The organism is Hwangdonia sp., assembly GCF_048381975.1.
Lineage (GTDB): Bacteria > Bacteroidota > Bacteroidia > Flavobacteriales > Flavobacteriaceae > Hwangdonia > Hwangdonia seohaensis.
The window spans coordinates 54249-80375 of sequence record NZ_JBLWYT010000007.1 but is presented as its reverse complement, the minus strand read 5'-3'; the positions used below and the strand labels follow the sequence as shown (position 1 = coordinate 80375).

Annotated in this window: 18 protein-coding genes; 2 read left to right on the top strand and 16 right to left on the bottom strand. The window is 37.8% G+C overall.

Features of this window, described 5'->3' with window-relative positions; translation table 11 throughout:
- The 14 genes from ACN5J7_RS12925 to ACN5J7_RS12860 all read right to left on the bottom strand — a co-directional run bounded on the left by ACN5J7_RS12925 (position 1) and on the right by ACN5J7_RS12860 (position 18564).
- Positions 1–432, bottom strand: coding sequence for a phage tail protein (locus ACN5J7_RS12925; RefSeq protein ID WP_311942429.1), 432 nt, complete (start codon positions 430–432; stop codon positions 1–3).
- A 38-nt stretch (positions 433–470) separates the two neighbouring features.
- Positions 471–1898 carry a phage tail sheath C-terminal domain-containing protein gene (locus ACN5J7_RS12920; protein ID WP_388012773.1) on the bottom strand — a complete coding sequence of 476 codons (1428 nt, stop codon included), beginning with the start codon at positions 1896–1898 and terminating at the stop codon, positions 471–473.
- 11 nt (positions 1899–1909) lie between these two features.
- Positions 1910–2734: a hypothetical protein gene (locus ACN5J7_RS12915; protein ID WP_418604231.1), complete on the bottom strand. Its 825-nt coding sequence runs from the start codon at positions 2732–2734 to the stop codon at positions 1910–1912.
- Positions 2734–3315, bottom strand: coding sequence for a DUF4255 domain-containing protein (locus ACN5J7_RS12910; protein WP_311942417.1), 582 nt, complete (start codon positions 3313–3315; stop codon positions 2734–2736). Before ACN5J7_RS12910 ends, ACN5J7_RS12915 begins: the two co-directional genes overlap by 1 nt.
- A 279-nt stretch (positions 3316–3594) precedes the next feature.
- Positions 3595–4632: a patatin-like phospholipase family protein gene (locus ACN5J7_RS12905; RefSeq protein ID WP_418604230.1), complete on the bottom strand. Its 1038-nt coding sequence runs from the start codon at positions 4630–4632 to the stop codon at positions 3595–3597.
- A gap of 28 nt (positions 4633–4660) precedes the next feature.
- Positions 4661–5071, bottom strand: a complete 411-nt coding sequence (locus ACN5J7_RS12900; protein WP_418604229.1) for a hypothetical protein — start codon at positions 5069–5071, stop codon at positions 4661–4663.
- 21 nt (positions 5072–5092) lie between these two features.
- On the bottom strand, positions 5093–6127 hold the full coding sequence (locus ACN5J7_RS12895; RefSeq protein ID WP_418604228.1) for a hypothetical protein: 1035 nt from the start codon (positions 6125–6127) through the stop codon (positions 5093–5095).
- A 22-nt stretch (positions 6128–6149) separates the two neighbouring features.
- Positions 6150–6791: a hypothetical protein gene (locus tag ACN5J7_RS12890; protein ID WP_311942402.1), complete on the bottom strand. Its 642-nt coding sequence runs from the start codon at positions 6789–6791 to the stop codon at positions 6150–6152.
- A 10-nt stretch (positions 6792–6801) separates the two neighbouring features.
- Positions 6802–8406, bottom strand: a complete 1605-nt coding sequence (locus tag ACN5J7_RS12885) for an FAD-binding protein (RefSeq protein ID WP_418604227.1) — start codon at positions 8404–8406, stop codon at positions 6802–6804.
- A gap of 4 nt (positions 8407–8410) precedes the next feature.
- A complete protein-coding gene (locus ACN5J7_RS12880; protein ID WP_418604226.1) occupies positions 8411–8761 on the bottom strand; it encodes a hypothetical protein in 351 nt (116 codons plus the stop codon).
- A gap of 40 nt (positions 8762–8801) precedes the next feature.
- Positions 8802–10037 carry a peptidoglycan-binding domain-containing protein gene (locus ACN5J7_RS12875; RefSeq protein ID WP_418604225.1) on the bottom strand — a complete coding sequence of 412 codons (1236 nt, stop codon included), beginning with the start codon at positions 10035–10037 and terminating at the stop codon, positions 8802–8804.
- A 4-nt stretch (positions 10038–10041) separates the two neighbouring features.
- Positions 10042–15420 (bottom strand): DUF7379 domain-containing protein, encoded by a 5379-nt coding sequence (locus ACN5J7_RS12870; RefSeq protein WP_418604224.1) that lies wholly within the window; start codon positions 15418–15420, stop codon positions 10042–10044.
- The gene (locus ACN5J7_RS12865) at positions 15413–15538 is read right to left on the bottom strand and encodes a hypothetical protein (RefSeq protein WP_418604223.1); all 126 of its coding nucleotides are present in this window, start codon (positions 15536–15538) and stop codon (positions 15413–15415) included. The genes ACN5J7_RS12870 and ACN5J7_RS12865 overlap by 8 nt, the downstream gene beginning before the upstream one ends.
- Positions 15539–15954: 416 nt before the next feature.
- A complete protein-coding gene (locus tag ACN5J7_RS12860; RefSeq protein WP_418604222.1) occupies positions 15955–18564 on the bottom strand; it encodes a sodium:solute symporter family transporter in 2610 nt (869 codons plus the stop codon).
- A 420-nt stretch (positions 18565–18984) separates the two neighbouring features.
- Here ACN5J7_RS12860 and ACN5J7_RS12855 point away from each other — a divergent pair, with 420 nt between their 5' ends.
- Both ACN5J7_RS12855 and ACN5J7_RS12850 read left to right on the top strand, forming a co-directional pair.
- Entirely contained in the window at positions 18985–20610 is a 1626-nt protein-coding gene (locus ACN5J7_RS12855; protein WP_418604221.1) for a beta-N-acetylhexosaminidase, read from the top strand.
- 52 nt (positions 20611–20662) lie between these two features.
- On the top strand, positions 20663–22855 hold the full coding sequence (locus ACN5J7_RS12850; protein ID WP_418604220.1) for a beta-N-acetylglucosaminidase: 2193 nt from the start codon (positions 20663–20665) through the stop codon (positions 22853–22855).
- A gap of 90 nt (positions 22856–22945) precedes the next feature.
- Here the strand turns inward: ACN5J7_RS12850 and ACN5J7_RS12845 are convergent, their stop codons facing one another.
- Both ACN5J7_RS12845 and ACN5J7_RS12840 read right to left on the bottom strand, forming a co-directional pair.
- A complete protein-coding gene (locus ACN5J7_RS12845; RefSeq protein WP_418604219.1) occupies positions 22946–24544 on the bottom strand; it encodes a sulfatase in 1599 nt (532 codons plus the stop codon).
- A gap of 14 nt (positions 24545–24558) precedes the next feature.
- Positions 24559–26127, bottom strand: a complete 1569-nt coding sequence (locus ACN5J7_RS12840; RefSeq protein WP_418604218.1) for an arylsulfatase — start codon at positions 26125–26127, stop codon at positions 24559–24561.

Below are 26127 nucleotides of genomic sequence, written 5' to 3'. Positions count from 1 at the left end.
TTAATCATTTTGAATAACCAAGCCTTCGTGCACAACTTCTACCGATTCTATAGCGGTTTCATTGCCATCGGCTTTTAGGTCTGTGGATTGTACTTTTGTAGGCCATGCATTTTTTACTTTCCATGTAACCACTGGTTCGTGCTCTTCATTTAGAAGATTGATGGTGATGTCTCGTCTTTCAATGGTATTTAATTTTACGGTGTTCCACCAGTCAAAATATTCGTTATCACTATTAAACGTGCCTCGTTTTAAAGTAATATTTGAAAATTTCTGCATCCCGGGCATTTTTATTTTACTGTATTCAGGACTTGAGCCTTCTCTATATTCGATGACTTCTGTTTCTACATCCAGTCCTGAAACTTCAGTGAAACCTATTTTCGTTCCTCCCCAATCTACTGAGAAATGAAACTTTGCTAACGGATAATCTGCCATGATTTTGTGTTTTTTAAATTATTATGATGTTTTAAAAATTATGCTTCTTGCATTTTATGAGAGAACTTAAGAATGATGAATTCTGCTGGACGCACAACGGCCATTCCTATTTCAACATTCATGCGGCCTTCCAAAATATCGAGTGCCGTCATGGTTTCGCCCAAAGCAACACGAACGTAAAAAGCTTGCTCGGGTTTTGCTCCTGCCAACGCACCTGCACGCCATTGCAGGGTTAGAAAGTTCTCGATCATTGCCCGTACCTTAATCCATGTATTGGCATCGTTTGGTTCGAAAACAAATTGCTCGGTGGCTTTTTTTACAGATTCTTCAACCATGTTAAAAAAGCGTCTTACGGGTACGTATCGCCATTCGTTGTCGTTACCTGCTAGCGTTCTTGCGCCCCAAACAATAACGCCTTTTCCTGCAAAGGTGCGGATGGCATTAATGGATTTGCCCGAGGTATCAATATTCAATCCTTCTTGTTGCTCGTGTGTGATTTTTATGGTGGGCTCTAAACAGGAACTTACCGAAACATTTGCGGGTGCTTTCCAAACACCGCGATTGCTGTCTACTTTAGCGTAAATACCCGCCATAGCGCAACTTGGTGGTAAAGTGACTGTTTTTTTGTTGATTTCCAACTTAATTTGATTGAAGGCTACCAAATCGAAAGACGCCGAAGTGCTATCCTCTAAATCGCTTAAATTACCGCCATCAAATTGTCCCGTTCCGGCAGTTGCAGTTTCATCAACCGTGTTATGCGCTATGGTAACATCGGCCGCATCAAAAGCAAAATTATATACTGTTTTAAGGAAGGGATGGTACGAAGCGCCGTACTTTAAAAGGTCGGTGCCGCTACCCAAGGTATTGCTGCTTCTTAAATTAGCACTATCGTTTCCATACATATCTATAATGGTAAAGCGATCGCCTAAATCGACACATTGGGTCATGGCCCTATTAATTAAGGTATAATAGTTCGCAGCCGTACCAAGATTTATGGCATCCGGGAAAACAAATAACGTGGGCTCGTCGAATGCTTTAACAGCATTGAGCCCATTGGTTAAATCGGTTAAGCTAATGCTTGCCGTATAATCTCCTACAGAGGTTATATAACATGGGCCACCGCCATTATCAAAATACATACGCATGGCGTAGTGCATTAAATACGGTTGGGTAGCACCTTCGGCGACACTTATTCTGCGATTGAGCAGTGTTGGTCCGGTGCTATCAATTTCATCGTCAATAGTTACGGTTATATTGGCTTCGTTTAACGCTTTGCCAAAGTACGTTTCGTACTCCAGAAGCGACGTTATTCTTGTGGGTTTTAGCACTAAGCTATTGGTATCTTTATCTGCTTTTTCTGTGTAGCCAATAAATGCAGGTATTGCGGTCTCTACTTGAGCTACCGACGGAGGAAATATTGAAATTTCCTCGACGTAAACTCCTGGTGTTCTGTACGTTTTTGCCATGGTTTCTTAATTTAAATGTATATTTCTGAAAAAAAGTTATTATTATCTGGAATGAGATGATTGGCGCTTGGATTCGGAAATTTATCACCGGCATGATTCACCTCAATAAAACCGTATTTGGTCAATGGATTTGTCGTAGCCGTTGTGAAAATTTCCGAATCGTCTGAAACGCGTTTGTAACGCCAAAACGTCTCTCTGTTTTTAAAATGAATTTTAAATGTGGGCAATTGGCTTCTTAAATCGCCAAGTGTGGTTAAGATGCTTAAATCGCTGTTATCACCGGTCATGGTTAACTCAATAATCCCGAAAACCCCTATTTTATTTTGGTCTTTTAATTTTTCCAATAGTGCCGTTGTTCCTGCGGCAGATAATTGGTAAGCATCTGTTACATGAGTGCTATCGGTGTTTTTAGCGATGTACTCGAAACCTGCTCCTTCGGTACTTGGTTTTGTATTTCCAAAAAAGAAAATATTAGTACCGCCAACAGTAAGTTCGGTATAGTTGCCAAAAAACGAGTCGGCAACCCTAATTATAAAAGTTAATTTAAAGTCGCTCGGTATCGGTATAAATGGTGTGTTTTGCGATGCGTTCACCAGTTTACAATAGGCCGACAATCCGCTTTTATGTTTTTTAAAAACGATCTTGTGACCAGCCATTTTATCAAGGGTGCCTTGAGACGGGACAATCTCAATAAACTCTGAAATATCGATTAATTTCAGGCGCTTTTTTTTGTCGGCATCACTTAATGTTGAAAAAGCCGTAGTGCCATCATTCAAAAAATAATCATGCAGTAACTCCACTTCAAACAACGGTTTATATGTGGTGCTAAATGCCATTAGTTTTTGTGTGTTAAATCGCCATTTACCTGACTTATTAAACCGCCTTTGCCCAGAATGGCCTCCCGTTCTATTTCAACCAGACTCACTTTGTACATTACGGACGGTATTTGCTTGCCGCCCAATGTGCCCCAAACAAAATTGAGTTCCTCAAAAGTTGGGGTAAACAAATCGACCACAAACCTAAAATTGGTGATTTTGCTCATCGACACATCATCTCTATTATAAACGGTATTGCCTTGGGTGAACACCTTTTTTCCTTGAAAAAACTCAATAATCTTCGATAGGTTTTTTAGAGCCTCATCATATTTATCGTTAGTGGCACTGAAAAGGACATAAAGATTAAGGTTTACAATGTTATTTTTGTAGGAAATCCGCGTGCCTTCAACCGCATAATTGGGTTTGTTTTTAAGCGTAGCCTCTTCCTGTAAATTAAGTAGGGATAAAATGATATCTGATGAAGCTCCCGTATTATCGCCTTGCTCTGAAGCTACCGACGCAATATTATCGAGCGACACGGGACTGTCTCCAAAAAAATTATTAACATCTTCAGTTATAATTTGTAGTACTTCAAAAATCATTGCGTTAGATTTTACATGCGAATACGCTGGAACAAAGCATTTTTTTCACTCCTTGAAAGGTATTTATTAAAAGTAAGTTTATCAATCCCCATTTTTAGGGATTTATGGGGTTGTTATGCTATAAGTGGAGAGGGAATTGTGTATTTAATACGAATAAAAAGATATTATAAAGGAATGATTTTTATCAACCTATTATTTTTCAGTTTTCATGGCTAAATCACCAATATATTCAAGTCTCAAATGACTATTGTATTGAACGAAAAATTTTATGAGTAAAGGCTACTCATTAGCAATAAGCTTATCAACAATCTCGTCGAGCAGTATTTTATTATCGGCTACGGCTAAAAAACCATCTTCTTGCAGTGCTATGATGTTTTCTTTATCGGCTTTATCCATTTCCGGATTGGAATTTATCAATTTTGGTTGAATGCGGTAATAATCCTGACAGTGCTTTTTGGGCAAGGTTTCAAATATTTTTTTTAATTGGTAATCTACCGTTTCGGCATTGCCGCTCATCATAATATCAATTAACGGCCTGATCCATTTTACCATGCCTGCATCTTTAAACTCGTCGTATGTATAGGGCCGTTTTACAGAGCCTGTCCCAATGGATACAATTAGCATGTTTTTAGCGCTTGGTTTATCGGGCTTTTCAGGGTTTTTCAATACTTCAGAAAAATTAATGGTTCTGGCCTCTGCATAAGCGCACAACGAAGGATTATTGGCAAACACGCCACCATCAACAAGTGCGTAAGGGCCACCAAAAACCGATTTAATTCTTGCGGCCTCAAAAAAAGTTGGAGCTGCCGAAGTTGCCCTTCCAACATCGCGCATTAAAAAATCGCAGACCTCATCTTTGGCATTAATACTTGAAAAGAAAAAGCTTTTTCGGTTGCCAATATCATAGCTTGTTATCAGGCAAGGTCGCAATGCTTTACCTAGGGTTGTGTTTCCTAGAAACAAATCCAAAGCATGTTCGAGCTCCACTTCTGAATATTTTTCATCAGTAATACCTCCTACACTTTGAATTTGTTTCATTAAGGACAACTCAAAAATATCGTCTCCTAAATCCAAATAAATACCAAGAGCATCTTTGGCCCCGTATTTAAAATTTCCATTTTTATCGGGGCACACATATAGTAAAGATAAAATGCCTCCAGTGCTTGTGCCAGCAATAAAATCGAAATACGCACCAACCGATGCCTTGGGATCGCCTGTTTTTTCCTTTAATTGGGTTTCAATATAAGATAGGATAATACCGGGAACAATGCCTCTTATACCGCCGCCATCTATGGATAGAATACGTATTTTTTTCATATGTAATTAGTGGTTAAAGCAGTGCTTTTTATTCTGAACCCAAAACCAATGCACCTTCAGATGAATTTAATTCCATTCGTATTATGGTATGGTTCTCATCGCTAATAGGTATCATTTTACCTGTATATTTCATTTTCACATCATTTGGTCTATTAATGGTAAATTCGATATTAAGTCCATTAAAACTGCCATCCAATGTATTGAATTGTTTATCGGCATCTGTTGGGTGATTTGATTCATCGCCAAAAATAATACCCGATTCCAAGCCTTCATCATCGCTCTGCAAATTAATAGTGTAATCAGGAACTCCAACAACTGGCCATCCTGCAGTAAAGGCTGGAATAAAAACAATAGCTGCTAGGGTTTCTGCACCACAAGCCAAAATAATACTTGCAAAGGTAATTACGATTGATTTTTTAATTACATTAAGCGTTTCCATGTTTGTGCGTTTTAGTTAATTTTATGATTCTCTCAAGTCTTCTTTTATTTTAGAAAAAAGCTTGTCCATGTCGTTTTCAACATTATCAATTGCCGTATTTAATCCTATGGTTGAATTTTTTGAATCTCTTATTATGTCTTTCTTTATCCTTTCACGTTCTTTTTTATTGTTCTGGTTTTTTTGATAATCCCATATTTTTTTTCTGATGTCATTTAGTTTAAGGATGTGTTTTTTATGAATATCGTCTATAATGCCTTTATAAACTGATTCAAAATCCTTTCCATAGGCTTTTCCGAAAACCGATTCAAAATCCAAAAGGTATTTTTCACCATTATCATTTAAATCAGAAAAAATGCTGTTGTACGCTTTTATCGTGTTTTCTAAATCTTTAAAGTATTCTTCATAATCTAAAGCATTAACGATAGTATCATCAAACGCTGTTTGAACATCCTTAACCCTAATCATATAAGTGTCCATTTTTTTTGAAATAAAACCGAACTGTTTGTTTTTCGCTTCTATAATTTCTTTTGCATGAAGTTTTCCTATTAAATTTTTCATATAATCCTTTCGGTGCGTATTGCTTTTTATCAAAGCTTTTTGAATGATGACACTTTCTTTTTTCGGAATTTCGCCGTTGCCTAAATTTTGGAAAAACACCGTGACTTCGTAAATGCCGCTATCCGTATCTTCCATTAATTCGCCAAAAACCACCATTTCCGCTTTTATGGTTTTTAATTTGTCAACGGTTTCGGTGGGCAAATTTTTAACGTTGGAAATAGCGTTTTCCATGTTTCGGTGGGCCAAAACCAAATTGTGATTCCGACGTTGCAATACGGTGTATTTATCCAACTTAATAAGTTCGGTTTCAAAGTCGTCTGTGAATTTTTCGGCATATTTTTCAATGGTTTCGTCGCCGGTTTTAAAATCCCATACGTACACGTTAGTTTTTGAATTTTGAGCTTGTACCGTAACAACCAACTGGGTTGCCACAATTAGTATAAGGCCTAAGCTTTTAATGAACATGTTAACATTATTTCTCATGGGTTTTAATTTCATTATTCAAACTTTTAAATCAGATTTAAGAATTACAAACCATTGGTAACTCTGTTTCGTTTTTTGTAATCAACTGGTTGGTAACACAGCGTTTGGTTCCATCTTTTAACTCAAAACGGTGACTGCTATTTTTCTTAACGACGCTAACGGTTATAAAAATTCCCGATTTGCTTACAATATTCGCTTGCTTTCCATCTACAAAAACATCAGCGTTTACCATATTTGAGGGCACAATCAGCTTGACACTATAGCTTATGCCTTTTAAGATTTTTGTATTTATCAATTTATCCGATTTATATTTTAAATCTTTATTGGTATTAAATATTTTGGTAACCTGCGCATTAAATTTCATTGAAGCTGCTTGAGCATCCGGACAATTCTCTAAATCTTTTTGCAATTGCGCTTTAAGGTTATCCAAATCGTTGATTTTATTTTGTTGGCTGATTAATTGGGTTGATAATTCGGCAATTGTAGTCTCAAAATTCTGAATGGAATCATTCAGTTTATTTGCTTTTTCTTCACTCGCCTTTAATTCCACACCAAAAAGGCTGAATTCTTCCGTATTGGTAATAAGTTGTCTCAGTTCGGTTCTGAACATTAAAATGGCCAATACAGCAAATACGGCCCAGATTAATGTTTTGAACGGAAAATTTGGTTTGGCTTCCATGGTTTTTGTTTTATAATGATGCTATTAAATCCTCATTTATGGGTAATTCTTTATCGGCCAACCCAATGGTTTTTAAAAATTTATTTGAGAATAATTCCGCCATATCGTCACTCAACAACGCACTTCTGCAGGCTTTCCATTCATTAATTTTATCGGCATCGAACATGTGGTTTACCAACCCCGGAAACGCCCAATCGCTATTTTTTCCCCAATGTATGGTAAACGGAATGTCGTTTTCTTTTAAAACCTCAATAATGCGTCTGGAAAATTCTGTGAGGCTCATAATTTTTCTGGTTTTATTCCAAAGCACGCCATCAATTTCCAGCATACAGGTTACGGGGAATTTTGTAAAACCCAAAGTTGCCTTTGTTTGTTTTACAAAGCGCATGGCGAATATCCCGGGAATAGGCCCTTCGTTATTTGTTAAATCGGCAAGCAGTTTTAAAGCCTTTGATGAATTTTTATGGTCTACCCCAACCGAACAGGCATAGGCTGGCCCTTGGTATGGCGCATCCCAAAAAATTTCTGGAAGTGTTCCCGTTAATTCTTCATCTACTTTTGGTAGTATGGTTTTTCGCAATCGTTTTACCAACCAAGGAATACTTTTGGGGAAATGTTCGGCCATTTTGGTAAATAAGTGAATTAAATCGCGATACAAGGATTGTTTGATGATGGGAAATGGATCTTTATAATCAGCTTTATAAGGCTTCTTATACATTAATTCTACCACATAATTTGGTTCGTTGCTGTATTGATTGATAAATACTTTGTAATGATAAGGTGTAAGACCAAAACCTTGGGCATCAGTTTCTTCGGGGATTTTAAATGATGAATTTTTAAAGTCTAAGGTATCGGCTAATTGAAGTGCCATATTTTTATTTATTCTTTTAACGTAACGCTTTAATAAAAATCGAGGTTCGGCTTCAATAACAACGCCATGAATAAACCCAAACGACCCCAGGCCCACCAAAGCCGCATTAAACAATTTATCGTTTCTGATGATTCTTTTACTTATTTTTTTTGCAAAATCATCGTTTAATGCAGGGTCTGTATGGCGTTCTAAATACACCACATCGTTTTCGTCGGGGCCAATAATTAAATTGAGGCCCACCACATAATCTTGAACGGCACCAACCTGTAGCGCCGAACCGTGAACACCCGTAGAAATACAACCGGCAATGGTTTGCCCATTACTTGCACCCGTGGTTTTTAAGGATTTGCCGTGAGCGGAAAGCACTTCGGAGACCCGTTTAATAATCGTTCCGCATTCGAATAAAAATAAATTCGAGGCATCAAAACGCGTGTTGGCGTGAAGGTGCTCTGTAACCATTGGTACATGAATATTCATAAACCCGTTATAGTGCATTCTGTCTTTATGGTGCGCAATATGGTTCATGGACCATGCCGACCCGTAAGCGCGAAACCCTTGGTTGGCCGCATTAGTTTCTTTTATAAGCCTTTGGATTTCTGCGGCGGCATCGTTATACCTATCTATTTTATCAGGTATGTTTCCATCGCCTTCCAACTCTGTGACATAAAGTGTTTTTAACGGAAAAGGGCCATTGTTATGCAATGTATCCCATTCTTTTAATGCATGTGTTCTTGTGGTTGCCATAACTTTAATTTGTTGGTTTCATACAAACGTATTTTACTTTCATTTTGCGTTTTCTTCCAAAGGTTACTAAACTTAACAGCGAACCTCCAAACGTGTTTCTGAATTCAACCGTGTGGAGTTTGCCCGATTTGCATTTATCGGTTTCCTTTATCAGATATGTAAAATCTTTTGAGGTGAGGTCTATTTTAATAACGGTATCAAGCGTTACCACTTCCATGCCGCGGTAATAATCATCGCCCAACATTAACGGATCTGGTTGCGGCGCACCATTAATGCTTCGAAGCCTTACCGAATAACAAGAGGTCAAAAAGAGGCACATACTTGTTAAAACGATTATTTTGATTGAGTTTTTCATGATAGTTTTTCAGTTTAATTTGATATTCCTTTAAAAAAACTTAAACAGATTTTAATCTATTTAACACCTCTTTGGCGTATTGGCTTCCAAAATTATTCGACAAATCCAATGAAGCTTCTCGCCCCAACGTATAATACAAATGCGTAACCTGTTTTGGCGCGTAACACAATATTAAATCGGTAAACACATTGTAAGCGCCCTTGGTTTTTTTGTTTGAAGTCGTTAATCCGCTATAACTACTTGAAGCAAATTTGGAACAATCCTGTAATTCGTTTTTATGGTTTAGATAGCTTTTACCGGCGATAACCTGACAGCCTGCCGAGAAATTTGAGCGCCCTATCCCGGTCCAATGGATATTAATGGACGGATTTACGCGCAAGCCTTTTACATTACCTTGGTTGTCTTTAACTTGTATGTCTTTGTCGGTGTAGGCATTGTCATTATCCCAATCCCTAATAATCATAACACCTTTAGGATTTTTAGGTTTTAAAGCGCGGTAAATTTTACTTTCAACCGATATTTTATGCCACCCGAAACGATAAAGATGTTGTCCTTCAATTAAAAAGGCTTCGTCTTTCCGTTTTGCCATATTTACGCTGGCATCGGTGGAACCCCAAAAGGTAAACGCCATCCCATTGATGAGCAAGACAAACAAATCATCATTTTCCCGTCTAACGGCACTTTCGGTTTGTTTTCTTCGGATGCCTATAAGATGAATATCGCTAGTGTTAAACGTCCAATCGGCAGGTTTTTTTGTTGAATAGGTATTTGTCAACTTATTCAAATGCTGTAAAATAGGTCCCGGATTATTCGTGTAATGTTGTTTGGCTTGTTGCAACAATTGCATCCAATCTGAATATGATTTAGATGGATTTTGACTGGACATTTTCCCCCAGTCTGAAACCTTGTTTTCTCTCTCCCAACGCGTTATGTGATCCATCGTACCGCTGCCCACCATACCATCGGGCACCATATTGGTAACGCCTTCCATGGAACGCACATACTCTTGAAACAGCCTTACCGCAGCTTGGGTAACATAACCAAAAACACCATCAAAAGCACTGCGAGGCATAAAACCGGCATTGAACAAAAATCGCTGAAGCTTCAACACATCATCACCTGTGCCTTCTCGAAAGGAACGCCATTTGGTTCTGTCGTCATCTCTAAAGGACACTTTATTGATAAGCAAACCATCGATATGATACGGTTTAAGAAAATCTTTCCTGCTACTAGGTGTTTTTCCAGCATCACAACTTCCTAAATATAATACAGCCATAAGTTTATTGTTTTAAAAGGTTTTTTAATTCGGTTTTAATAATGCCCAAACACTCTACAATATCTTGATTTTCAATATATTCCAACAAGAAATCGATTTGGGAGATTTCAATGTTTATATAGCGCGGACTGTATATTTGATTGAAAATATCTTTATACCATCGTAATATTTGTTGGTCTTGGTGGTCATCATTGTTTTCAGAAACCAGTAAAATAGCATAGCTTATTTCGGTCATTCCAATGAGCACTGAAATATCCAGGTCTTCCTTATCAAAATCATCTAATTCTTGACGGAAATCTTTTAAGTACTTTGATAAATCAGTTACTTTTTCGAAAGCTTTATTGGTTTGCAAGCGGTCCAAAAGCTTTTCATCACCCAACTTTTCGAGGATAAAACCAACAAACAACATGTTTGATAGCGCATTTAAATACTGCCCGCTGTGCTTATCTGATGCCATTTCCATAGCTTCGTTATAATAAGCATAAGCCGTTTTTAATTGATCGGTTTTCTTTGCACCATCTAAATATTTCGCAGAAATTTTATAGGCATTTCCTACTATGTTTAGCCTGCTGGCATTTCTACCGGCCAAGGTGAGCAACCGTATTTCGTCAAGATATGTGTTAACGGCCTTGGCAACCCCGTCTTTTCCATCTGATTCCATAATAGATTCAATAATACTTTCTAACCTGTACGATTGTACTAAACAATATTGCTCCAAGGCTTTTATGGAGTAGTTGCCGTTATCAAACTCAAATAGGCCTTTATACTTTTGAAACGCCACTTCGGTATTGCCCAATTCATCATAAATAAGGGCTTCTTTTTCCAACACCATCGCATCTAACAGGTTGGAGGCTTCGGCTTTGTCGATAAAGGCATCCAATTTGATAAGTGCCGTTTTTTCATCTACTTTTTTATCCCGAATGGAAATCAGTAAATTATCTAAATCGGTGTGTACCTGAGAAGACACCACGTATTCTTGATGTTGTCTATTCGATTTTTGTCTGGTATCGAACTTATAAAACTGATTACCATAACATTGGTAAGCGCCCCAAGTATTGCTGTGTTTGTGTTCTTGATAACATTCAAACCTCGCGGATTTTACGGCGCTACCAAAATCGCAACCCTTTAACATGCACTTATAAAACGTTTCTGAAAATACCTTGGCAGCCGCATCATCAACAGCCCAACCAGCTATTACAATAGCTTTTACGCCCATTTCGATAAGCTGGGTGCCTATATTGGCCGCAAGACGGTATCGGTTTTGACTGTATTTATCGTCTTGGGCATCAACAACACCTGAGAAACAACAGTTTATAAACACAAACTCGGGCACATAGCCTATTTGATTTATCATAGCTGGGTCAATACAAATACCGCCACCTATGGCAATGCCTACGTTATTATTTTCGGGATCGTAAATGCCGTGACCTGCAAAGTGCATCATCTTATAATGTTTGCTAAACAACTCCATCATAATATGTTTTGCGATGGAATTTAAAAGCACGTTAACATGATACCCATCTTTTGCCAGTTGATTTGATACCCACTCAGATTCTGCTTTTGCGGCAGGAAGTTGTTGCAAATTTTCTTGATTGTAAATAGGGTCGCCCACTACAAAAGCCTCTATATTGTTTAACGCCACCTGGTTAAAACGCGTGGTGTCTTCGGTAACCAATTGCCTAATAAAACTAGAGTCTACCGAAGCAGGGACATCGGTAATATGGTAATCGTGCAGTAATTCCCATGGAATTTGAGCAGCACATTTATCCAGTTTTAAAACCAAGTTATTTTGATTTCTGAAGGTGTTTTTAAAATCATTCGGAATCAACATCTCGAAAAGGGATTTAGATAACCTTTGGTCCCAACTTGAACTGACTGACATTTCTTCCAATAAATGGTTTATTTTATGTAAACCAACATTAACCATTTCTTGTTCAACCCTTGCCAATCCATAGGATGCATCATACTTAAACCCTGTTACCGTTTCGGTGTCCTTTATGTTTTCATCGGTATCCAAAATACTGGTTATCTGAAGATTAAACCATCTCTCGTAAGCTTCATCTTGAAATATTTTTCTCTTCTTTGCTCCGGGACGCCTCGAAATGCCTTTGGTGTAATTAAATGCCACGCGGTTATCGATATTGTACAGTCTGGTTAAGCTAAAATAGGCTTCACTTGCAATGGATTCGTAGTAGTTTACAATTTCAATATTCTCGATTAGCTTTAAGCCTTCTCCTGTTATTTTAATTTGCTTATTGGCTTCTGCAACACCCAATAAAATACCTTTTATGGAATCTTCAATGGGCAATTTACCGTAACCTATTCCCATTAAAACAAACGAAATTCCGGTGGCGTACTTTTTGGCTTGTGGCAAGGTGTAATTGTCGCGCATAAACATGGCGTATTTAAGTACTGCCTGCTTTACCGTTTTGGAAAGGACATAAGACGTTAAACCGTTTGTGCTGCCCAAGCCACAAACAATAGCCCCTTTGGGTTGTGTTTTAAGGTTGAAAAACACTTCGCTCTCGCCTATTTCGCCGGGGTAATAGCCAATACCTAAACGTTGCGACAATCGGTTGTCCAAATAGCCATCTAAAGCTTTTTCCGCACTTAAAATTAGATCCATAAAGAAATGGCCAACCATAACGGGGTAAGCCGACATTTTTAAATCGCCGTGGATTACTTTTACATTGAAGAATTCCGTTTCTGGCTCGCTTTTTTTATGGGTACCGAAAAGTGCTTCAACAACGGCCTTTGAATCGTAAAGCGGTTCTGGAGATTCAAAAACTTCCGAAATAATTTCTCCGCTTCGCGATGCGGGCTGTTGGTTGCTCAATCTGTTGGTGCTACCGGTTTCCAAAATGTCTGAAATACCGTGGAATATGTAAGCTTCGTTGGCCAAATCGCCATGAGAAGTATGTGTATAATATAAATTAGAAGTGTTTAGCAATTGCTTTGGAATGCCTGTTTTCCAGGTGACACTTCCATCGCCGTGAGACGTGGCTTTATAAACCAGTTTTTCATATTTCGACAGAAAACGATTCTTGAATTCGTAATCAAAAACCGTTTGGTCTGATTGGCCACAGATGTAATAAATATTCCTAAAATGGTCGTTGGTTAAATCTTCTTCCAAAAACTTTTTAACGTTATCGCGGTAAGCCTTAAAATCTTTTAGCGATTGGGCGTTATCCTTGGGCTCCGGCATGTGCTTTAAATTGGTTTTCGAATCAATCGATTTCCAAAAGTTTTGTTGCCAAAATGGTCGTTTTACATCATCATTTTCAATAGGTAATAATTCAAAAACCCCTGGGAATTTCCAAAAAACCTTTAACAGTTCATTACGGTTGTGCTTAAAATCAATAAATGCCAATTGCTTAACGCGTTTGCTATGACCGGTGAGCACTTCCATAATTAAATACGAACCCAACCAAGGTGTGCCCAACATAACGAATCGGTTTTGTACGTTTTCTTTGAATTTAGACCAAGTATCGGCATGGTCGATCATGCACTGGCGTACTACCAAACCGCCCATGGAGTGTGCAATAATATGAATTTTACCACTGGTAGATTGCATGTAATCTTCAAGCTGTGTTTGCAATTGTTTGGCAGCCTCTTGCACCGATTTTCGCCAATCGAACTCAAACGTAATCACATCATATTTTTCAGATAAATGTTCTGCCAATTGGTAATAATATTTTTTTATAACACCACTGGCATCCACTTTTTTGGCTTCGATATTGAGTTTTTTAACAATAGCTCCCCGATTCAATTCGCGCATATCTACCCACTGGTCTTCCTTATTATTGGTAAGCGTGGAGCCCATAATTCCTGGCACGATAATTACAATATCCTTGGTAATACCTTCAATTTTTGGTTTTAGGCTTACCCCTTCTAAAGACAGCGCATCTAATAATATACCGCGTTCACCTTCGGTGTAAACGTGTTTGGTAAATAATGTAGTGGGATTGTTTTCGTTGGCCCTTAAAGCTTCAATAATGGCGGCACTGGAATTATCGGCAGAAAAATAATTAAAGTGGTTGGTGCTGCTTCCTTCCGCCAAAAATTTATAAATGCCTTCTTTTCGTTTTACACCGTGCTCCATACGTTTGGTATCGACTACCAAATCGTTGTCGGCTTTATAAAACAGATTCGCCAAAATAACCTTTAACGAGTTAAAATTAATGCCACCAATATCGGCATCGCCAGCAATGTTGTATAAATCGCTGACCACCGAGGTATCTGAAGCATTCATCATTTTTTGGAACAGCGACTCGGGCATCATCGCATTTAAACCGGGCAATACTTCGGGGTTTTCCTTTTGGCTTACCAATTCCAATAAAAAGGCTTTAACGGCATGGTAAATAGGATTGCCAATACCAAATGCCAAGGACACAGCGTTTAAAAACAGATTGAAAAAGTGGTCTACACGACGCGATAAAATGGTTGTTCCGCTGGCGGGTGCCGCTACCCGAACCACTTTATTTACTGTAATTTTCTTTGTCTTGGCCAGTTTATTGATAGCATCCATCAATTCTTGATTGCCCGCTTCATCCTCGTCAGAACCTAATATTCCTATTTCATTTTTACTAAAGCCAATAATAGGATTCCGGTGGTCGCATTTCGCTAAAATATCGGCTACCAAACCGCCACGGGAATGACTTAAAATATCTAAATTACAGCCTTTGGGGCAATCCCTTAAAAAATCCAATGCGTTTTGCAACGGGCTTACAGACAGCGTATAGTGCTCTAAAGCCAAAATTTGATTATCGTAAAGCGACACTATGTCGTTCCAGGTATCGTTATTGTCGTTAAGCTTAAAAAACGCATCGTTGGTGGTTGATAAAGTACCGTGTAAAAGGAGTAAAATAGGGCGGGTTGTATCAAGGTTTTTTGTGTATTCTATTCTGGTGAATTTGTCGTTAATCTGGTACAATCCCGGATGCGATTGCATCCGATTATCATAAGATTCCGCCAATTTATGAATCCCAATCTCGACGGAATTTTTAGCTTTTGCTATGGGTTTAAAAACACTAAAAACCTTTACCATGGCACGTTTAATGAAACCACGACTGGCATCTTCAGAAATGATTTGAATATCAAAAACATAATCTTCACTGGAAAGCGAACGTTTTGATAATGTTTTTTTATCGTAAATGGCCTGAACATCCTCGGGGTGCCCTATCCACTCCGTATTATCGGTAAATTGCAAGGCCACCAAATCGTTCTCTTCAAAAACTACCGTATTCAATGTGTTTTTTGAGCGCTTCGAAGACACTTCGATATAAGATTTTAATTCGAATTTTTGGCCCAAGGTGTTTGGTACAATGTAATCTATGTTTGCAACTTCTCGCTCTACACCTATTATTTTGGCTTTTTTAGTCATGGTTTATGGTTTTGGTGATGGAACCTTCAGTGTAATTATGTGTATCTGCATCATTTAAAGCCAAGGCCGTAAATGCAGCTTCGTTTAGCGGAGTATGGGTAGCGTGTTTGAGAATCATAGTATTTAGGTTTTATTGTGATGAAATAAAATACTTACCAAATACACCTACGTACATCATCTTCAAATTAAAAGGGTGGTTTATAACATTGAATGATAATAAAAACCGCTCCTTTTAAATGGATGATTTAGGGTATATAAATACTAATAAAAAAATTCAATAGGGAGATTAATGCTGCGTAAGAGACATTAATATAATTTATAAAGTTAACAAAAAATAGCTAACAATCAAACGGTTACGTTTAAATATGTAAATATATACAAAAGCGATAATGTATATTATTCTGAAGTATACGAGGTTTTAGGACACCGTATTTCTATCAAAACTAGAATGGTTTCCAAGAATTATAATTGCTTTTGGATGTTAAGATTTTAGAATAAGAACGGGTCGTACCCACAAATGAATCAATCCGCTTTTTATGCTTTTTCCTTTGAAGGAAACAATAAACTAAAAATATATCCAAAAATAAAACATGAAGCAACACCAAAAAAGGAGTACATCAAAAAGCTAATATCGGTGAAAACACTGATGTACCATATTAAGACGGCACTAACCAACAAGCCCAATAAAGTGCCTTTGGCATTGGCTCTTTTGGTAAGCATTCCCAAAAGGAACATACCACCTAAACCACCGGTAAAAAGGCCTAGGAAACGATAAAACTGATCCCAAAGCGATTTAATATTGGAACTTGCCATCCAAAGCGCCAGCAAAACTCCAAGAATACCGGTTATCATGGTTACCAATCGTGCAATACGTAATAACTTCACATCGGCCACTTTAGGTCTAAAATGTGCATGGAAATCGTTGCAATACGCTGTTGAAACTGAATTTAAACTACTACTGATGCTGGACATGGCCGCAGAAAAAATACCTGCAACCAACAAACCGGAAACCCCTATAGGCAATTCACGAACAATATACCATGGAAAAATCGAATCATTATTGGAAATGGCAGGAGAAAGTTCGTTAGGCATTTCGGTATAGAATATAAACAAAAGCGTTCCTAAACCAAAAAATATAATGGTGGCCGGTAAAGTAAGTACCGCATTGGTATAAAGGGTTTTTTGAGAGTCCTTAATGCTGGAACTCGTTAAAAACCGCTGTACAATGGTTTGGTCTGTACCTTGTGTAACCATCGCAGACGCGAGCCCACCAATAAAGACCACCCAAAATGTAGATTCTGTAAAGTTAAGCTCCATGTTGGTGATATTAAACTTATCCCTTTCGGAGGCATAAGTTATCATCTCGCCAAATGAGGCTTCGGTATGTAGCATAATCCATACTACGGCCAAAATGCTTCCACCAAGAAGCACGATAACCTGCATAACGTCTGTCCAAATTACCGCTTCAATCCCTCCAAAAGTGGTATAAAATATACACAGTACACCCATAATAAGAATACTGGTTTCCACAGGAATTCCCGTCACAATTGAAATGGCCAACGAGGGCAACAGCAACACAATGCCTATACGCCCCAATTGAAACAATATAAAAGACAAACTCCCGAATGCACGGGCGGTATAGTTAAAACGGTCTTCGAGATATTCGTAAGCCGTTTTTATTTTTAATTTGTTGAAGAACGGAATGAAAATAAAAGCAATAACGGGTGTTATTAAAATGGCGGTTATGTTAAGAAAAAAGAAAGACCAATCGGTTATAAAAGCCTTTGCCGGAATTGCCATGAATGTTATGGCACTTAACAGCGTACCAAAAACACTTAAACCCGAAGCCCACCAAGGTATTCTTCCGCCTCCGGTAAAATAGTCTGCCGTAGATTTCTGTTTACGTGCAAAATAAATTCCGATTAAAACCGATACTAAAAGATATAACGCAAGCACACTATAGTTTATAATTCCGAATGGATGTGCCGCATCTGCGATTTTAAAATTTTGTACTTTGGGTGTGCGGATACCGGGTGAAACCTCGCCCGAAACAATAAAAAACTCGTCCTTGTTTTTAAATGATAATGCCGTAACGGGAATTTTTGTTGTAAGGGAATCGTAAACAAACCACTTTTTGGTTATGGAATTATAAGCCAAAATTTCTTTTGAGAAACCGGGGTGTTCATTTAAAATGTCATCTCTCCTATTTGTAAGTGCGGTGGTTATAGAATCGTTTTGTACCGTTCGTAATTGCAAACCAATGTGTTCCAACTCATCAAAAAGCAGCTCATCGCTCCCGCCGTAAACCATAATGTGCATGGAACCCATGGTTTCTGCCGAAGCTCCCATTAATACCCTGGTTTTACCATCTATTTCAAGGTTTCCCTCGTCTTGCCAGGTTTTGTTTTTAAAATCGTAAGATAAATATGTGGTGAGCGTTTCGGATTTTTGCCCGGACACTTCATTCCTTCCTCCAATTACAAACAACTTTTTATTGGTTTGTGTTTCTTGGGTTGCAATACAATGGAGCGCTCTTGGAGGCCCAGGGAAATCGGTTAATTTCTCCCAGCCCTTAGGGTCTTTTAGGTTTAACCTGTAAAATGAATTGGTACTCTGTTTTGTGTTTTTACCGCCCACAACATATACAAAATCATCGTTTACAACGGCAGATGAAAATGCTAAAGGTTCTGGCAAAACCGGGTATTCAGATATATTTATTTCTTTGGAAGATGTATCATAGGCCAAAAGCAAAACCTTATCGCTTACCATAGTTTCATTATTACCGCCAATACACAAAATGCCTTTATCTGTTGATACCGAAGCCGAATAACCAAGTGGCATGGGCAATTGCGTTTCTGATAAACGCCATTGGTCGTTTTCAAAAATATAGATATCTGCGCTCCATACTTTATTGCCCCCCTCCCAAGGCAAGCCGTTAGGAAAATTTGCACCACCTGCCGCAATGATCGCACCATTGTGTGCCCCTCCTAACATGCCCGCAAAACCAAGCGATTCAATGTTTGGTTTTTCTGCTGGTAAACTAGGTAAGTCCGAAGTACTTAATTTGGAAATTTCTTGACCAAAAGACGGAATAAACGTTAAAACTATAAGTATTAATATGACGGCATTCTGGATTTTCTTCATTTTAAAATACGTTTAAATAAGAGACTTTTTTGTTCCAAATTAAAATTCTATCAAGCTTTATTTTCTGAAATACTATGACTTTAAAATCAAACTATTAGATTTCTTAAAATAAAATTTTGCGACTAAGTTAGTAAAAATAAGTTATATGTATTATGTATAACATAATAATTTATTGGTTACCTTTGTATTTTATATTAAGGACAATAAGGAAATTAGATTCCTAAATAAAATTAGTAGCCTCAAAAAACTATTAAAATTATAAATATACTGGTTATTTATTTCAAAATTCATCTTTAAATCTTGCTTTTCCAAAGAAACCTTAAAAATCTGTTCAATTCAAAAAATCGGGAAGGCATTCATTATTTAAAACGCATTATTTAACTATTTTTATCAATCATTAAAACCCTTAAAATATTCAAAATGAAATTCTTTATCTATACTTTAATCGGACTTATTTCATTGACCAGTTGTACCGAAAAAAACAAAACCTTTACGACATCCGAAATTGCACTACTACCAAAACCGGCATCAATGGATTTGTCCGAAGCCTCTTTTGCCCTTAAAGACGGCCAACAGATTTTTGCCGACACCAAAGCACAACAAGCCGCAGCAAAAAACCTTCAAGATTTTGTTGATGAAACTACGGGTTTTAAACTGAAAACAAGCAGCGATAAAAATGCATCAATCATCTTTCAACAAAAGGAAGGATTGGAAAAAGAAGCCTACGAATTGGTTGTTACGCCTAAAAACATAACGGTTTACGCCAATCATGACGCCGGGTATTTTTACGCCGTACAAACCATAAAACAACTAATCTCCAACGAAACCTCCGAAACCACAAACACCACAAAACACTTGGTGCCCTCTGTAACCATAAACGATAATCCGCGTTTTAAATGGCGTGCTTATATGTTAGACGAATCGCGCTATTTTCATGGTGAAGCCTTTGTAAAACAAATGCTGGACCAAATGGCACTGCTTAAAATGAACACCTTTCATTGGCATTTAATAGATGATGCCGGTTGGCGTGTTGAAATTAAAAAATATCCCCTGTTAACCAAAGTTGGTGCCTTTAGAAAAGACAGCGAAATAGGTACCTGGAAAAGCGGCAAAACCTCTGGCGAGCCCCATGGCGGATTCTATACGCAGGAGCAGATAAAAGATATTGTGGCGTATGCCGCCGAAAGACATATAAATATTGTTCCAGAATTTGAAATGCCCGGACATTCCAGTGCTGCCATTGCAGCCTACACGTGGCTAGGTACTGCAGGCGTTGATATTGATGTGCCCATTAAATTTGGACGTTTGTACGATAATTACGATGTTACAAAACCCGAAGTCATCACTTTTATAAAAGATGTTTTATTGGAATTGTTTGAATTATTCCCATCTGAAGTGATACATATTGGAGGCGATGAAGTTGGCTATAAAGTTTGGGAAGATTCAAAATCGGTTCAAAAATATATGAAGGCAAATAATATTAAAACGCCAGCCGATTTACAAGTTGATTTTACCAATAAAATATCAAAATTCATTGAAGAAAACGGGCGTAGAATGATGGGTTGGAATGAAATTTTAGGTAAAAACATCCATAAAGATTTTGGTGAAAAGCAAAACGATAAAGAAGCTGAAACCGAACTCGCCAAAAATGTTATTGTTCATTTTTGGAAAGGCGATTTAAATCTATTAACCGATGCCGCCAAAAAAGGCTATGGCATTGTTAACTCCATACATAGCAGCACCTATTTAGATTATAGTTACAAAAGTATTCCATTGGAAAAGGCTTATGATTTTAACCCCATTCCAGATGGTTTAGATGCGCAATACCACGACAATATTTACGGACTTGGTTGCCAAATGTGGAGCGAATGGACACCAACAAATGCAGATGTTGAACGGCAAAGCTTCCCAAGAATTGCGGCTTATGCCGAAGTGGGTTGGACACAGCTTGAAAACAAAGATTACAACAGTTTTAAAACAGCCCTTAAAAAAATACAAACCCATTGGGATGATTTAGGAATCAACTATTATAAAGATTACAAATAAAATGCAATTAACATCAACCCTAAAATATTATTATAAACAGAGTCTTATTTCAATGCGTCATTCATTTTTTATACTTCTATTTTTTTCGGTTAGCTTCAGTTTTGCACAAGATTTGAATATTAATCCCAAGCCTCAAAGCGTAGATATTAGTGCCTATTTTAATACGCCAGGACTTTTTAACCTTCAGCAAAAAAGCACTGATAAAGCCACACAAATTCTATTATCTTCATTTTTTAACAATGATAACATTTCAGGCTCGGGACTTTCAATTCAAATAGGAAACATAAATGATAGATTTCCTAAAAAACTGAAAAACAAGGTTCCAAATAAGGCCGAAAGCTATCATATAAATTTAACAAAAAAACAGATTTCGGTTATTGGTCGAGATGCAAGAGGCACCTATTACGGCGTTAGAACATTGATTGCGCTATTAAAAAACGAGACCACACCTTTAGGAGAAATTTCAGATTATCCAGATGTGGCCGCACGAGGTACAGTTGAAGGGTTTTACGGAACGCCATGGAGTTTTCAGCACCGTTTGCGCCAAATCGATTTTTATGGTGAAAACAAACTGAATACCTATATCTATGGTCCAAAAGACGACCCGTACCACAGCTCTCCGAATTGGAGAAAACCATACCCTGAAAATGAAGCCAATCAATTAAAAAAATTGATAGATAGAGCCGAATTAAACCATGTGGATTTTGTTTGGGCCATTCACCCGGGAAAAGACATAAAGTGGAATAACGAAGACCGAACTGCCCTACTCCATAAATTTGAATTGATGTATGATTTGGGCGTACGCGCATATGCCGTGTTTTTTGATGATATTTCAGGTGAAGGCACCAACCCAAACCAACAAGCTGGTTTGTTGAATTTTTTACATACCGAATTTATCAAAAAGAAAAAGGACGTTAAACCTTTGATTATGTGTCCCACGGAATACAACAAAGGATGGTCTAAACCAGAAGGCGGTTATTTGGAAACTTTGGGAAAAGAATTAGATCCTTCCATAAGAATTATGTGGACCGGAAATACCGTAGTGGCTGATATTGATAAGGAAACCATGAATTGGATTAACGCTAAAATAAATCGTAATGCTTTTATTTGGTGGAACTTCCCCGTTTCAGATTATGTTAGAAACCACATGCTTTTAGGACCAGCTTATGGCAATGGAACAGATATTGCCCAAGATTTATCTGGATTTGTTTCCAACCCTATGGAACATGCCGAAGCTTCTAAAATTGCTATTTACGGTGTTGCCGATTATACTTGGAATATGTCTGAATATCAACCCGAAAATAATTGGAAAAAAGCGTTGCAGGTTGTGATGCCCAAAAGTTATAAAGCTTTGGAAATTTTTGCGACACATAACAGTGATTTAGGACCAAACGGACACCGTTACAGAAGAAGTGAATCTGTTAGTTTTGCACCAAAAGCGGATGCATTTTTAAAAGATCTAGAAGCCGACAGCACTATTGAAAATTTCGATCCGGTGCAAAAAGAATTTCAGGCCATGGTTGAAGCTTCATACATTTTATTGCATAGCACGGACAATCCTGTACTTTTAGATGAAATTCGTGCGTGGGTTGAGCAGTTTAAACTATTGGGGCAATCGGGATTAGCCATGTTAAACATGCACACTGCCTTAAAAGAGAAAGACAATGATGGTTTTGAACGAAGCTATCATGCACTGAAAGCCATTAAAGCAGAAATGTACAGCATTGATCGTCAAGAAAATCAAAACCCGTATCAACCTGGAATCAAAACGGCGACTTTGGTTATCACACCTTTAATCGATAAAAGTTTTGAGCATTTAACCCAAGCCTATAATAAAGCGTTCGGTAAAAATCTGGAAGTTGAAGCCCATTACAATCCGCATAAAATTTACACCAATGTGGCTCAGTTGGAAAACCAACAAATCACTTTGAGAGATAGAACATTGGCTTTAAATCCGCCGTTGGAAGTCATTCACATATCGCCTCATGCCTATTTTGGATTTGAATTGCAAAGTACCACTCGTGCCAGTAAATTACATTTTAAACTCTCTCCAGTTTCCGGTTATAACAATTTGGAATTGGAAGTTTCAGTAGATGGAGACGATTGGACAGCTATAAAAACAGAGCAAAAAGATGAAGCGCTACAAGCATCTATCAATACAACAGTGAAATATGTTCGTTTTATAAACACATCAAACGAAACTTTAAACACTAAAGTGGAACGCTTTACAGTGGTAATTAAATAAACTAAAATGCAAGATGTGATTTAATAAAAAATGATGACAAAACTTCGGATTTAAAACAGATTTCTCTAAAAAAACAAACCTGTTACTAATCTACTTTTTCTTATTATAAAGCTCTATATAGTGATTATCCAAGGTTTCAGAATCCTTGTATTTTTTTCTAACGTCTTTTAGTTTTTGGGTCATCTCTTTAACCACATCTGCATAATTTGGGTCGTTGTACACGTTGTTTACCTCGTTAGGATCATTTTTACTATCGTATAGTTCCCATTCGTTTACATCGTGGTAAAAATGTATCAATTTATAATCTTTGGTTGCAATGCCATAATGCCTTTTTACGGCGTGTTCTGCGGGATATTCGTAATAATGATAATATACTGCCTCTCTATCCCAAGCTTGTTTTTTTCCTGTTAATAAGGGCACCAAACTTTCACCTTGCATTTCTTTTGGTGCTTTTACACCTGCAACTTCCAGAAAGGTTTGTGCAAAATCCAGATTCTGCACCATTTCATCTTCAGTAATGCCCGCGGTAATTTTATTTGGCCATTTGATTAAAAGTGGGGTTTTAAAAGATTCATTATACATAAAACGCTTATCGAACCAACCGTGTTCGCCGAGGTAAAACCCTTGGTCGGAGGTATAAATTACAATAGTGTTATCAGCGAGTTTTTCTTCATCTAAATAATCCAATACGCGTCCCACATTATCATCAACCGATGCAATGGTGCCTAAATAATCCTGCATATAACGTTGGTATTTCCAAACCGTAAAAGTGGAGTCGTTCATGGTTGGGTATCTTTTTTTGAAATCTTCATCAATAGGGTTATAAACCGCATCCCAATCGGCACGCTGCACCGAATCTAATCTACCAATGCTTTGCCCCAATTTGCTCCATTGTTCAATACCGAGTTCTTTTACGGTTTCCGGCCTAAGCTTAACATCGTTAATTAACGACATGTGTTTAAAAACACCCATTTCGGCAGTTTTGGCAGCCGCTCCCCGTGTTTTATAATCGTCAAACAGGGTTTCCGGTAACGGGAATGTTTTTTTGGTAAATTCTGTATAATACTTTTTGTTGGGCAACCACGCACGATGTGGCGCCTTGTGCAAATACATGAGCATGAAAGGTTTGTTGGGGTCCCTGCGGTTTTTCATCCAATCCAAGGTTAAATCCGTAGTAATATCGGTGACGTACCCCTTTATGATCGTGTCGCCTTTTTGGGTGATAAACCTCGGGTTGTAATAACTTCCTTGTCCGGGTAAAATTTTGAATTCATCAAAGCCTTTTGGATTGTTTCCAAAATGAAGCTTACCGAACATTGCTGTTTGATAACCCGCTTTTTGAAGAATTTGGGGAAAGGTCACATTAGTAGTATCAAACTTACTTAAGTTATCTATTTTACCATTGATGTGACTGTGTTTTCCCGTTAAAATCACCGCTCTTGACGGTGCACAAATAGAATTGGTAACACTCGCATTGGTAAACAACATGCCCTCGTTGGCAATACGGTCGATATTTGGGGTCTGTATCAGCCTATCACTATAAGCGCTAATGGCTTGATAAGCATGGTCATCGGACATGATAAAAACAATGTTGGGTTTTTTATCAGTTTCCTTTGAAGTTGCTTTGTCTTTACATCCGACAATCAAAAAGATACAACCGATTATAGCCAAATGGTTTAATAATTTCATAATATGATTGTTATTTATTTTTGATTAACAAAGTTTTCTACAGCTTCAATTACAAAGGATTCGTTTTCGGGTGTTTGATGTTCTTTTTTAACGATTTCAAAGAATTTTTCAAGCATTTCCGGGTGCTTGTCCATCACGTTGTTTTCCTCTTTTATATCGGCATCTAAATCATACAACTCAACCTCTTTATTGCCTGTTTTAATGTTTTTCCAAATCATTTTCCACTTGCCCATTCTTACGGCTACTTGCCCTTGGTAACCTGCAAATTCCCAATACAGATAGTCGTGTTCTTTTTGTTTATCGGCATTTGTAAGGGCATTATAAAAACTAATGCCATCACTTTTGTAATCGGTTTCTACGTTTGCAATCTCATTGAATGTAGGCAAGACATCATAAAATGCTGAAATATGATTGCTTGTTGAGCCTGCTTTTATTTTTTTGGGCCAAGTAGCAATCATGGGTATTCGAATGCCGCCTTCGTATGTAAAGCCTTTAACTCTTCCAGCTTTATTTTTAAATAATCCTGCGCTATTGAACCATTGAGAATCTCCCCCACCATGATTTGATGGTCCATTATCTGATGTAAAAATAATTAAAGTGTTATCGTATAAACCTTCATTTTTTAAATAGGATACCAGCTTCCCTACGTTTTCATCTAAATAAGATATCATTGCCGCATAAGTAGCATGCGGATATCGGGTTGGAAAATAGTTGCCTTTTTCTTTGTGATAATAGGGTTTTTCGTCTCCGAATTTTTCAACATAATAATCTACCCATTTTTTTGGCGCCTGTAACGGCACGTGCGGAATAGGGCTTGCCCAATACATAAAGAAGGGCTCTTTTTTATTTTCTTCGATGAACCCCATCATTTTGTCAAAAATTATAGTTGGACTGTAATCGGGCTGATAAAACTTTTCATACGTTGATTCAGCTAATGAATCACCATCATTTCCTGTGCCTGAATGCGGCGCTATAGTATCATTTTTTAAGTGAAACCGCTTTTCGTTTTCGTATAGATGTGTTGGGGTGTATGTATGTGCAATACGTTGGCAGTTGTACCCAAAAAAGTAATCAAAGCCCATTTTAGTTGGTATGGACTCGGTATGCGGTGCGCCCAATCCCCATTTTCCAACGATGCCCGTTTTATAATTGGCTGTTTTTAATAATTGGGCCATAGTTGTGGTGTTTTTTGGCATGGGGCGCTGGCCTTCAAGGGTAGAATCTTTTAGCATTTCTAAATAATCCCACACATTGCCTCGTGATCTCCATTCGTCATTTCCCCTAATACTCGCATGTCCACCGTGTTTACCTGTTAACAATGAAGCTCGTGCCGGTGCGCACACCGGAGCAGCTGTGTAATGCTGTGTAAACAACATCCCTTCTTGTGCCAAAGCATCAATGTTTGGGGTTTCGATTTTGGTTTGTCCGTAAGCTCCTAAATCGCCGTAACCCAAATCATCCGCTAGAATATAAATGATGTTTGGTTGATTGGTTGGTTGTACTTCTGATTGCTTGGATTTATTTTGGCATCCAAACATAACCGTTATACAAATGAACGCAATAGGAATACGAAATAATTTCAT

Bases quoted from the DNA above. Each gene is read 5' to 3' on its own strand.
- ACN5J7_RS12925 (WP_311942429.1), bottom strand. From the start codon at position 432: ATGGCAGATTATCCGTTAGCAAAGTTTCATTTCTCAGTAGATTGGGGA.
- ACN5J7_RS12920 (WP_388012773.1), bottom strand. From the start codon at position 1,898: ATGGCAAAAACGTACAGAACACCAGGAGTTTACGTCGAGGAAATTTCA.
- ACN5J7_RS12915 (WP_418604231.1), bottom strand. From the start codon at position 2,734: ATGGCATTTAGCACCACATATAAACCGTTGTTTGAAGTGGAGTTACTG.
- ACN5J7_RS12910 (WP_311942417.1), bottom strand. From the start codon at position 3,315: ATGATTTTTGAAGTACTACAAATTATAACTGAAGATGTTAATAATTTT.
- ACN5J7_RS12905 (WP_418604230.1), bottom strand. From the start codon at position 4,632: ATGAAAAAAATACGTATTCTATCCATAGATGGCGGCGGTATAAGAGGC.
- ACN5J7_RS12900 (WP_418604229.1), bottom strand. From the start codon at position 5,071: ATGGAAACGCTTAATGTAATTAAAAAATCAATCGTAATTACCTTTGCA.
- ACN5J7_RS12895 (WP_418604228.1), bottom strand. From the start codon at position 6,127: ATGAAATTAAAACCCATGAGAAATAATGTTAACATGTTCATTAAAAGC.
- ACN5J7_RS12890 (WP_311942402.1), bottom strand. From the start codon at position 6,791: ATGGAAGCCAAACCAAATTTTCCGTTCAAAACATTAATCTGGGCCGTA.
- ACN5J7_RS12885 (WP_418604227.1), bottom strand. From the start codon at position 8,406: ATGGCAACCACAAGAACACATGCATTAAAAGAATGGGATACATTGCAT.
- ACN5J7_RS12880 (WP_418604226.1), bottom strand. From the start codon at position 8,761: ATGAAAAACTCAATCAAAATAATCGTTTTAACAAGTATGTGCCTCTTT.
- ACN5J7_RS12875 (WP_418604225.1), bottom strand. From the start codon at position 10,037: ATGGCTGTATTATATTTAGGAAGTTGTGATGCTGGAAAAACACCTAGT.
- ACN5J7_RS12870 (WP_418604224.1), bottom strand. From the start codon at position 15,420: ATGACTAAAAAAGCCAAAATAATAGGTGTAGAGCGAGAAGTTGCAAAC.
- ACN5J7_RS12865 (WP_418604223.1), bottom strand. From the start codon at position 15,538: ATGATTCTCAAACACGCTACCCATACTCCGCTAAACGAAGCTGCATTT.
- ACN5J7_RS12860 (WP_418604222.1), bottom strand. From the start codon at position 18,564: ATGAAGAAAATCCAGAATGCCGTCATATTAATACTTATAGTTTTAACG.
- ACN5J7_RS12855 (WP_418604221.1), top strand. From the start codon at position 18,985: ATGAAATTCTTTATCTATACTTTAATCGGACTTATTTCATTGACCAGT.
- ACN5J7_RS12850 (WP_418604220.1), top strand. From the start codon at position 20,663: ATGCGTCATTCATTTTTTATACTTCTATTTTTTTCGGTTAGCTTCAGT.
- ACN5J7_RS12845 (WP_418604219.1), bottom strand. From the start codon at position 24,544: ATGAAATTATTAAACCATTTGGCTATAATCGGTTGTATCTTTTTGATT.
- ACN5J7_RS12840 (WP_418604218.1), bottom strand. From the start codon at position 26,127: ATGAAATTATTTCGTATTCCTATTGCGTTCATTTGTATAACGGTTATG.